The sequence below is a fragment of the Thioalkalivibrio sp. ALE21 genome, from assembly GCF_003208255.1.
Lineage (GTDB): Bacteria > Pseudomonadota > Gammaproteobacteria > Ectothiorhodospirales > Ectothiorhodospiraceae > Thioalkalivibrio > Thioalkalivibrio halophilus.
This window is the reverse complement of sequence record NZ_QKMA01000035.1, coordinates 1-7,951: the sequence shown is the minus strand read 5'-3', so window position 1 is coordinate 7,951 and position 7,951 is coordinate 1. Positions and strand designations below refer to the sequence as shown.

Here is a 7,951-nt window from a genome sequence, read left to right as displayed (position 1 = left end):
CCCGGCGACCGTCCGGCAAACGATCCTCCGCGTAGGTCTCCATGAACGTCTGCAACTCTGCCTCCACCGCTTGCTTGATCAGATCCCGCGCCCCGCGGCGCAGCAGATCGGTCAACGGGTCCTCTGGTCCGTTCGGCAGGTCTGTCGTATCGTGAGCCATGGTGGCGTATCTCCTCTGGCTGGCTGGTTGGTCGCACTCCCATTCCAGCCGGATACGCCGCCTTCCTCAATCCCCCCCGTACACCACTTTCGACAGTAACTCGTTACGTCCTACGGCGGGGTGTGCGGGTTGAAGAGCTCGGGGCGATAGCCGAGGGCCTGGTGGCGGGCTTTGGCGGAGGGGTGCAGGGCGTCGGGCGGTACGTCGCGCGGGCGGTCGCCGAGGTGCAGCAGGCGCAGGGTGCGGCCGGCCCAGGTGTTCCAGGGTTCGTGGATGGGGCCGGCGGGGTCGGGGGCGATGGCGGGTTCATGGGCGTCTTCGACGATCAGGCCGGCCTCGGCGGCTTCTTCGAGCATCCATTGCAGGGCGATTTCGGCGAGCTGGCGCTGTTCGTAGCCGCCGCCGACATCGGCGTGGGCGCCGGGGAACCAGAGCTGTTTGAGGGTTTGCCCGGATTCCACGCGGGTGTCATCCCACAACAGGGCCTCGAACTTGGGGCGGCGTTCGTCGATGGCCAGGGCATGGCGGGCGTGGGTGACTTCGGGGCTGAGGCGGGTGTCGAAGAAGCGGCGGTTGCGGTAGAGATACCCCAGTGAGCCGACGGTGTCCCAGGCGCCGATGAAGTGCACCGGGCAGGGGCGGGTGTGCTGCTTGCGAAAGCGCGCGGCTTCGTCTTCGTTGTGGCGCCCGGTGTACAGGCGCGAGGCCTCGGCGATGAGATCTTCCCGCCCGGGCTGCAGCAGCCCGCATTTGCGCAGCATGCCGGACAGTGCGCGCACCGCATACGCACCGCGCGAGAAGCCGAACAGGTACACCCGATCCCCTTCCCGCACCTGCTGCATCAGAAAGCGGTAGCCGTTCTCGATGTTGGCGGTGAGGCCGTGGCCGAACAGCTTGCCCAGGGTGGTGCCGATGATGTTCTCGCGCCGCATGCCGAACGGGGAGAAGGTGCCCACGCCGGGCTCGTAGGCCGAGACCTGACGGGCGGTGGTGGGGATGCGCCGCAGCAGGTGCACCACGTTGGTGTTGACCTCGCCCTTCTGGTTGGCGGTGCCGTCGCAGCAGAAGACGATGTTCCGTTCCATGGAATGCCTCACGTGTTTTGTGCCATTGAAGGGGATTGTAGGTCAGGGTGGGTGGCGCCGGGGGCGTGGGGCGGGGCATTCGGGCTCGTTCGCCTGCGAGCAGGCTCCTGCGGGGGGAGGGGGTTCTGTGGGAGCGGGCTTGCCCGCGAATGCGGCGGGTGTTGCCGTGTACGCATAAGCGGCGTACATTGGAAGCTCGATCAAAGCGGAGCATGCCATGGATCCGGTCAATCATTCATCCGGCGAAGGAGATGAGCGCAACGATGCCCGGATGCATTTTCGGACCCGGCCCAGGATCAAGCAGGCCATTCACCGGGCGGCATCGCTATCCGGGATGGATGACTCGTCGTTCGTGATCAACGCGGCCTATCAGGCGGCGCTGGAGACCATTGCCACGCATGAGCGCACGGTGCTGAGTGCCGAGGACCACGCGGCGTTTTTCGCTGCCCTGGAGACTCCCCCGGAACCGACGGAAGCGCTGCGTGAGGCCGCGCGGCGCAGTCGCGCGCGGACGGTCTCCGGGTAATGGCGGGGGCCGGTGAGCGGCCCTTCGTCATTGAGCCGTTCGATCCGGAGCGGCACAACCGGAAGGGATTCCGCTGCGGCGTCGCCGCCGTAGACAACTATTTTCACCACACCGCGAACAAGCTGGCGAAAGCCGGTAACGTCCGGTTGTATGTAATGGCGGCGCCCGATGGTGCGGTGGCCGGCTTTTACACGCTCAACGCCCACGCGGTGTGTTACGAGGGGCTGCCCGCACGGTATGCCCGAACCCGTCCTGCGCATGGATCCATCCCCGCCGCGTTCATTTCGATGATGGGCCGGGACGAGCGCTATCGTGGAAGCGGTATTGGGGGAGACCTGCTCATCGATGCCCTGACGCGCATCGCCCGGGCCGCGGAGCAGATCGGACTCGCGGTTGTGATGCTGGATGTCCTGGATTGTGGCGACCCGGATCGCATGGCACGAAGGCAAGCGTTGTATGAGGGGTACGGGTTCGCCCCGCTACCTTCCAATCCTCGCAGGCTGTTCCTCCCATTGGCTACGGTAAGGCAGCTCCTGGACGAGCTCGGGTAGAGGGCTGGAATCGCATGGTGCCGTGCGGGGGCAGCCCTCTGCCCGATCCGGTGCTCAGTGTGCAGCGATTTCGTTATAGAAGTTCGGGTTGTCCTGGATGGTGGCCAGAACCTTGGCGGCCAGTCCGGTAGGGTTGCGTCGTTTGGCTTCCCAGCTCTTGACGGTGTCCACGCTCGTTCCCATGGCTTTGGCGAATTCTGCCTGAGAAACGCGCAAGCGGGCGCGAATGGCCTTTACGTCCGCCACCTCGTGGCGGGTGACGCGGCTGGCCGCCTTCTTGCCTTCCTTGATGTCGACCGCTTCCTGCAGTGATGTCTGGAGTTCGTCGTAGATGTTCATCAGGGGGCTTCCTCTTTTAACCGTGAGGTGAGTGCCTTAACCGATGCGAACCTTGCGCAAGCCGCCCGTTCCCTGGATCAGGTCGCCTTTGCCGGGTTGGGCGATCAGAGTGCGCTGGAGTTCTTTCAGTTCATCATCCGAGGCGATCACCATGATCGGCCAGGGGGACCGGCCTCCACTGGGTAGGGGGGGTTGCGCGGTGTCGGCCTGCACGGCGCGGGGTGTTTGGCTTAAACTGCGCGGTTTCCACTACTACTGGTCGACGGCGAGCCCATGCTGGATATCCGCAGTCTGCGTCAGGATCTGGACGCTACCGAGGCCGCGCTGGCGCGGCGCGGTTTTACCCTGGACCGTGAGCGGTTCGAGAGCCTGGAGGCGCGCCGCAAGGAGCTGCAGGTGCGCACGCAGGAGCTGCAGGCCGAGCGCAATTCGCGGTCGAAGGCGATCGGGCAGGCGAAGGCGCGGGGCGAGGACATCGAACCGCTGAAGGCGGAGGTGTCGCGCATGGGCGACGAGCTGAAGGGCTGCGAGGACGAGCTGGAGGGCATTCAGGCCGAGCTGCACGATCTGCTGCTGCAGCTTCCCAACCTGCCGCAGGCGGGCGTGCCCGAGGGCCTGGACGAGGCCGCGAACGAGGAGGTGCGCCGCTGGGGCGAGCCGACGCGCTTCGATTTCGACTGCCGCGATCATATCCAGCTGGGCGAGCCGGGGGCGCGCCTGGACTTCGAGGGGGCGGCCCGGGTGGCGGGCGCGCGCTTTGTGGTGATGCGTGGCGAGATGGCACGGCTGCACCGTGCGCTGACCCAGTTCATGCTGGATCTGCATACCCGCGAGCATGGTTACGAGGAGACCTACGTCCCGTACCTGGCCAACCCGGAGACACTGGTGGGCACGGGGCAGCTGCCCAAGTTCGACGATGACCTGTTCTCGGTGGACTGCGAGCAGAAGTTCCGGCTGATCCCCACGGCGGAGGTGCCGCTGACCAACCTGGTGCGCGAGCAGATCCTGGAGGCGGAGGAGCTGCCGTTGAAGATGGTGGCGCACACGCCGTGTTTTCGCGCGGAGGCGGGCAGCTATGGCCGCGATGTGCGTGGCCTGATCCGGCAGCACCAGTTCGAGAAAGTGGAGCTGGTGCAGGTGGTCCGGCCGGAAGACTCGGACGCGGCCCTGGAGGGCCTGCTGGGCGATGCGGAGAAGGTGTTGCAGGCGCTGGAGATTCCCTATCGGGTGATGCTGCTGTCGGCCGGGGACATGGGGTTTTCCGCCGCGCGTACCTACGATCTGGAGGTCTGGCTGCCGGGGCAGCAGGCCTACCGCGAGATCTCGTCCTGTTCGAACTTCGAGGCGTTCCAGGCGCGGCGCATGCAGGCGCGGTTCCGCCCGAAGGCGGGCGAGCGCCCGGAGCTGGTGCATACGCTGAACGGTTCCGGCGTGGCGGTGGGTCGCGCGCTGGTGGCGCTGCTGGAGAATCATCAGCAGGCGGACGGTTCGGTGCGCATCCCCGAGCGCCTGCGCCCGTGGCTGGGCGGCACCGAGGTGATCGCCCCCCCGACGACCCCGTAGGACGTAGGAGGCCAGCCCCCTGGCCGATTGCGTGGCGCGCGAACGTGGGGGTAGGAGGCCAGCCCCCTGGCCGATTGTGCGGCCGATCGCACGTCGGGGGAGTAATCGGGTGCCTTGCAGCGTCCAATGGAGTCGAGGGGCCGGAAAATCACATGGCGCCCCGCGGCAGGCCGGTCTGCCACGCCTGTCCAGCGACGGAGCGGTCCGCAAGGAGGTTGGCGTGTTGGGGAAAACGGGATCCGGTAGCGACAGGCGTTCGGGGCGGCTGCTTGCGGCGTGGGGCGCCGTGCTGATGTTCGCGCTGGTGTGGGCGGCGGCCGGAGCGCCCGTACTGGCGGACGAGCCGGTGCCGGAAGCCAGCGAAACGGAGGGCCTGCAGTTCGACGACACCCCGCGCCGGATCGGCCTGGGGACGCCCGACTGGTTCCGGCCGAGCTTTCTCGATATCGAGGAGGATCTGGAGCTGGCGCGCGAGCGCGGGCGCAAGGGGCTGGCGGTGTATTTCGGCATGGATGACTGCCCCTACTGCGAGGCGCTGTTCGAGCAGAACTTCAGCCAGGACGACATCCGTTCCTATCTGTCCGAGCACTTCGACGTGATCGCGATCGACGTGCTGGGGAGTCGCGAGGTGACCACGCTGGAGGGCGAGACCCTGGAAGAAAAGGAATGGGCGCGCAGCATGGGGCTGAACTTCACGCCGTCACTGGCGTTTTTCGACGCCGATGGCGAGGGCATCCACGCGATGCGCGGCTATTATCCCCCGTACCGCTTTCGCGCCCTGCTGGAGTACGTGATCGACCGGCATGACCGGGAGGGGAGCTTCCGCGAGTACCTGGACCGCGCCGAACCGCCGCCGAAGTTCGATCTCGAGGACATCAACGAACGGGATTTCTTCGATCCGCCGCCGCACGACCTGGATCGTACCCGGGAGGCGGGCGAGCGGCCCCTGGTGGTGTTCTTCGAGCGCGAGGCCTGCCACGCCTGCGACATCCTGCATTCCGAGCCGCTGCAGAACCAGCAGGTGCTGGAGCAGATCTCGCTGATGGACGCGGTGCAGCTGGACATGGGCGACGACGCGACCCGGGTGGTCACCCCCGATGGCCGCGAGACTACGGCAGCCCGGTGGTCCCGGGATCTGGACATCCACTGGGCACCCAGTATGGTGTTCTTCGACGAGCAGGGGGATGAGATCATCCGCCTGGACTCGGTCGCCCATCTCAACCGCGTGCGCAACGTGATGGAATACGTGCTGACTCGCGGCTACGAGGACTTCGACACCTTCGAGCGCTGGCGCGCCCGGCGCTGACTACGGACGCATCATGCACTTCGAGCAGGACTTCATAGGCGAGCACCGCGATGTCTTCGAGCGGATCGTGGCACGCGCGCACAAGGTCGCCGTGGTGATCTTCGTGATCACCTTTCTGGCGTATGGCGTGGCGGCCTGGATGGCCTTCAACGAGCAGCCCTGGGTCGCGCTGATCCTGGCGACGCTGGCGTATCTGTTCTTTCGCCAGTTTCGGTTGGTGTCGCTGGGGCTGGCGCGCACCGGGCTGCGCGGCGAGACGGGGACGGCGGAGCCGCTGAAGGCGCTGGATCTGGCGCTGGAGGAAGACGGCGCCCACGCGGTGCTCTCGGAGGTGGAGAATCACCTGCGGGCGATCGACGAGGACGAGCCGGGCGACCCGGGCGAGGAGTCCGCGGGGCCGTCCCGCCGCGGTGCCACCGGGGAAACCGGGGAAGGACCCCGGGGCGGGGATCGGGACGGTTCCTGAGGACGCCGGTTCCGGCGGGTCAGAGTTCGATCGACGTGCCCAGCTTGCCGCCCAGTACCCGGGCCAGGGTGGTTTCCAGGGTCTCGCCGGTGCGGTCGTTCTGCCACTGGCCGGCGGCCTCGTCGTAGCCGAAATGCGCCGGACCTTCCGGTGAGGACAGCCAGATCTGCTCGGCCGCTTCCTGGCGGTTGAGGATCATCTGCGCCCCGTCCTCGAACTCCAGTGTCAGCACGCCGTCGATCAGGTCGATATCCAGGTCCCCGAGGTCGGGGTGGTCGCTCAGGCGGGCGTAGAAGTCGTCCAGGGTCTGTTCGGCGAACACGGCAAAGGAAGGCTGGCTCATGGGATCTCCCGCTCGGAATGGGCTGTAACGGCTATGGCGCGGATTATAGGGACGCCGCGGAGCGGTTGCCTATCCACCCGCGCGCCACGCGGCGATGGCGACGCCGACCCAGCCGAGGATGAACAGGGTGCCGCCGATGGGGGCGATCGCTCCCAGCATGCGCGGGGCACCCAGGGCCAGGCCGTACAGGCTGCCGGCGAACAGCAGGATGCCGGTGACAAAGGCCACGGCCGCGGCGGTGGCCCAGCCGGTGGCCAGCTGGCTCCACAGCGCGGCGATCAGCAGCAGGCCGAGGGCGTGGATGAAGTGGTACTGCACGCCGGTGTGCCAGGTGTTGAGGGCGCGTTCGGACAGGCGCTGTTCCAGGGCATGGGCGCCGAAGGCCCCCAGCACCACGGCGACCGCGGCCAGCGCGGCGCCGATGACGATCAGGGTGCGGACCATGGCGGTCAGCCGTTGTCGTCCATGTCGCTGTCGATGTCGCGGCCGGGGACCCAGCCGTGTTCGCGGGCGCGTTCGATCGCCTCGTTGTGGATGCGTTCGTGGCGCTCGCGCAGGTCGTCCGGCAGGGCGGAGGGGCGCAGGCCGTATTCGTCCCACTTGGCGTTGACCTGGCTCTGCAGAGCCTGGATCTGGCCGATCTCCCAGCCGTCGCAGGTCTGCTCTTCCGGCAGGATGCCGAACACCCAGGCATCCCGGATGATGTTGCCGATCGGCGTCATGCCGCCGTAGAGGTCATTGTAGAGACCGACGTAGCGCCGGTCGTTGCGGATGGATTCTCGATTGGAGGTAGGCATGCCGGTAGTGTATGCCGCTGACCCCTCCCCGTGAAGGGCCGGGGCACCGTTTGCAGTGGGTTCTGGCAATCTTTTGTTGTGGAGGTAACGTCATCGTGCCCCGTTCTTCGCCGGATCCGGAGACCGCGCTGCGCCGCCTGCGCCTGCGGGCGCTGCTGAAGCTGATGGCGCTGGGCGGCATCGCGGCGCTGGTGGTCGCGCTGACTGCGAATGTGATCTCCCTGCCGGGTGGTTCGGATCCGGAGCCGCGGGTGCTGGAGCTGGCGGATATCGGGCCGAGCGAGGTGAAGCGCCTGCGCTGGAACGGTCGTCATGTGTTGGTGGTGCACCGGGATTCGGCATTGCTGGGTTCGCTGGAGGCGATCGAGGCCGATGCGCTGCGCGACCCCGAGGCGCGGCGCGGGCGGCAGCCGGAGGGGCTGGAGCTGCCGGAGCGCAGTTTCGACCCGGCCTGGTTGGTGGTCTACGGGGAGAGCGCGGATCTGGGCTGCGAGCTGGACCTGGTGCATCCGCAGGCGGCCGACGGCTGGCCGGGCGGTTTCGAGGATCGCTGTCGCGGCGGGCGTTACGACGCCGCCGGGCGGGTGTTCCGCGGCCAGCCCGGGGCGCGCAACCTGGAGATCCCGCAATACCGGCTGCACGGGGACGGGGAGCGGCTGACCCTCGGTGGCTCGTGATCCCTGATTCCTGGTGGAAGACGGGGAATCGGCCGGATGCGGGATCGGCCGGAGGGCCGGCCTCCTACGGGGGGCAGGGTTCGACCTGTAGGAGGCCAGCCCCCTGGCCGATCGGGCGCAGGGGTTGGCCGGACGGGG

General features: G+C 67.5%; 11 protein-coding genes and 2 pseudogenes. 6 read left to right on the top strand and 7 right to left on the bottom strand.

Features of this window, described 5'->3' with window-relative positions; all coding sequences use genetic code 11:
• Positions 1-160, bottom strand: a pseudogene (locus tag D893_RS13500) (IS256 family transposase); the annotation flags it as partial.
• A gap of 110 nt (positions 161-270) precedes the next feature.
• Entirely contained in the window at positions 271-1,245 is a 975-nt protein-coding gene (locus tag D893_RS13490; protein WP_110620066.1) for a DUF2235 domain-containing protein, read from the bottom strand.
• A 217-nt stretch (positions 1,246-1,462) separates the two neighbouring features.
• On the opposite strand from D893_RS13490, the gene D893_RS13485 reads away from it, so the two are divergent.
• Positions 1,463-1,771, top strand: a complete 309-nt coding sequence (locus D893_RS13485) for a DUF1778 domain-containing protein (protein WP_018871238.1) — start codon at positions 1,463-1,465, stop codon at positions 1,769-1,771.
• On the top strand, positions 1,771-2,322 hold the full coding sequence (locus tag D893_RS13480; RefSeq protein WP_110620065.1) for a GNAT family N-acetyltransferase: 552 nt from the start codon (positions 1,771-1,773) through the stop codon (positions 2,320-2,322). The genes D893_RS13485 and D893_RS13480 overlap by 1 nt, the downstream gene beginning before the upstream one ends.
• A 54-nt stretch (positions 2,323-2,376) precedes the next feature.
• On the opposite strand, the gene nadS is transcribed toward D893_RS13480, so the two are convergent.
• A complete protein-coding gene (nadS, locus tag D893_RS13475) occupies positions 2,377-2,661 on the bottom strand; it encodes a NadS family protein (RefSeq protein ID WP_018947778.1) in 285 nt (94 codons plus the stop codon).
• 39 nt (positions 2,662-2,700) lie between these two features.
• Positions 2,701-2,814 (bottom strand): annotated as a pseudogene (locus tag D893_RS14050) (addiction module toxin RelE); the annotation flags it as partial.
• A gap of 120 nt (positions 2,815-2,934) precedes the next feature.
• Between D893_RS14050 and serS the strand changes: the two are divergent.
• The 3 genes from serS to D893_RS13455 all read left to right on the top strand — a co-directional run bounded on the left by serS (position 2,935) and on the right by D893_RS13455 (position 5,996).
• Positions 2,935-4,224 carry a serine--tRNA ligase gene (serS, locus tag D893_RS13465; protein WP_110620064.1) on the top strand — a complete coding sequence of 430 codons (1,290 nt, stop codon included), beginning with the start codon at positions 2,935-2,937 and terminating at the stop codon, positions 4,222-4,224.
• A gap of 292 nt (positions 4,225-4,516) precedes the next feature.
• Complete coding sequence (locus D893_RS13460) at positions 4,517-5,530, top strand: thioredoxin fold domain-containing protein (RefSeq protein WP_077244390.1); 1,014 nt, start codon at positions 4,517-4,519, stop codon at positions 5,528-5,530.
• 13 nt (positions 5,531-5,543) lie between these two features.
• Positions 5,544-5,996, top strand: coding sequence for a hypothetical protein (locus D893_RS13455; protein ID WP_110620063.1), 453 nt, complete (start codon positions 5,544-5,546; stop codon positions 5,994-5,996).
• 19 nt (positions 5,997-6,015) lie between these two features.
• Here the strand turns inward: D893_RS13455 and cyaY are convergent, their stop codons facing one another.
• The 3 genes from cyaY to D893_RS13440 all read right to left on the bottom strand — a co-directional run bounded on the left by cyaY (position 6,016) and on the right by D893_RS13440 (position 7,136).
• Positions 6,016-6,339: an iron donor protein CyaY gene (gene cyaY, locus D893_RS13450; RefSeq protein ID WP_018947783.1), complete on the bottom strand. Its 324-nt coding sequence runs from the start codon at positions 6,337-6,339 to the stop codon at positions 6,016-6,018.
• A 69-nt stretch (positions 6,340-6,408) separates the two neighbouring features.
• Positions 6,409-6,783 carry a DUF423 domain-containing protein gene (locus D893_RS13445; protein ID WP_077244384.1) on the bottom strand — a complete coding sequence of 125 codons (375 nt, stop codon included), beginning with the start codon at positions 6,781-6,783 and terminating at the stop codon, positions 6,409-6,411.
• 5 nt (positions 6,784-6,788) lie between these two features.
• Entirely contained in the window at positions 6,789-7,136 is a 348-nt protein-coding gene (locus D893_RS13440) for a hypothetical protein (protein WP_110620062.1), read from the bottom strand.
• Positions 7,137-7,231: 95 nt separating this feature from the next.
• Between D893_RS13440 and D893_RS13435 the strand changes: the two genes are divergently transcribed.
• Entirely contained in the window at positions 7,232-7,813 is a 582-nt protein-coding gene (locus D893_RS13435) for a ubiquinol-cytochrome C reductase, iron-sulfur subunit (RefSeq protein ID WP_110620061.1), read from the top strand.
• Positions 7,814-7,951 lie beyond the last annotated feature (138 nt).

Excerpts from the sequence above, each read along its gene's own strand:
- nadS (WP_018947778.1), bottom strand. The coding sequence starts at position 2,661 with ATGAACATCTACGACGAACTCCAGACATCACTGCAGGAAGCGGTCGAC.
- D893_RS13460 (WP_077244390.1), top strand. The coding sequence starts at position 4,517 with ATGTTCGCGCTGGTGTGGGCGGCGGCCGGAGCGCCCGTACTGGCGGAC.
- D893_RS13455 (WP_110620063.1), top strand. The coding sequence starts at position 5,544 with ATGCACTTCGAGCAGGACTTCATAGGCGAGCACCGCGATGTCTTCGAG.
- D893_RS13490 (WP_110620066.1), bottom strand. The coding sequence starts at position 1,245 with ATGGAACGGAACATCGTCTTCTGCTGCGACGGCACCGCCAACCAGAAG.
- cyaY (WP_018947783.1), bottom strand. The coding sequence starts at position 6,339 with ATGAGCCAGCCTTCCTTTGCCGTGTTCGCCGAACAGACCCTGGACGAC.
- D893_RS13485 (WP_018871238.1), top strand. The coding sequence starts at position 1,463 with ATGGATCCGGTCAATCATTCATCCGGCGAAGGAGATGAGCGCAACGAT.
- serS (WP_110620064.1), top strand. The coding sequence starts at position 2,935 with ATGCTGGATATCCGCAGTCTGCGTCAGGATCTGGACGCTACCGAGGCC.
- D893_RS13440 (WP_110620062.1), bottom strand. The coding sequence starts at position 7,136 with ATGCCTACCTCCAATCGAGAATCCATCCGCAACGACCGGCGCTACGTC.
- D893_RS13480 (WP_110620065.1), top strand. The coding sequence starts at position 1,771 with ATGGCGGGGGCCGGTGAGCGGCCCTTCGTCATTGAGCCGTTCGATCCG.
- D893_RS13445 (WP_077244384.1), bottom strand. The coding sequence starts at position 6,783 with ATGGTCCGCACCCTGATCGTCATCGGCGCCGCGCTGGCCGCGGTCGCC.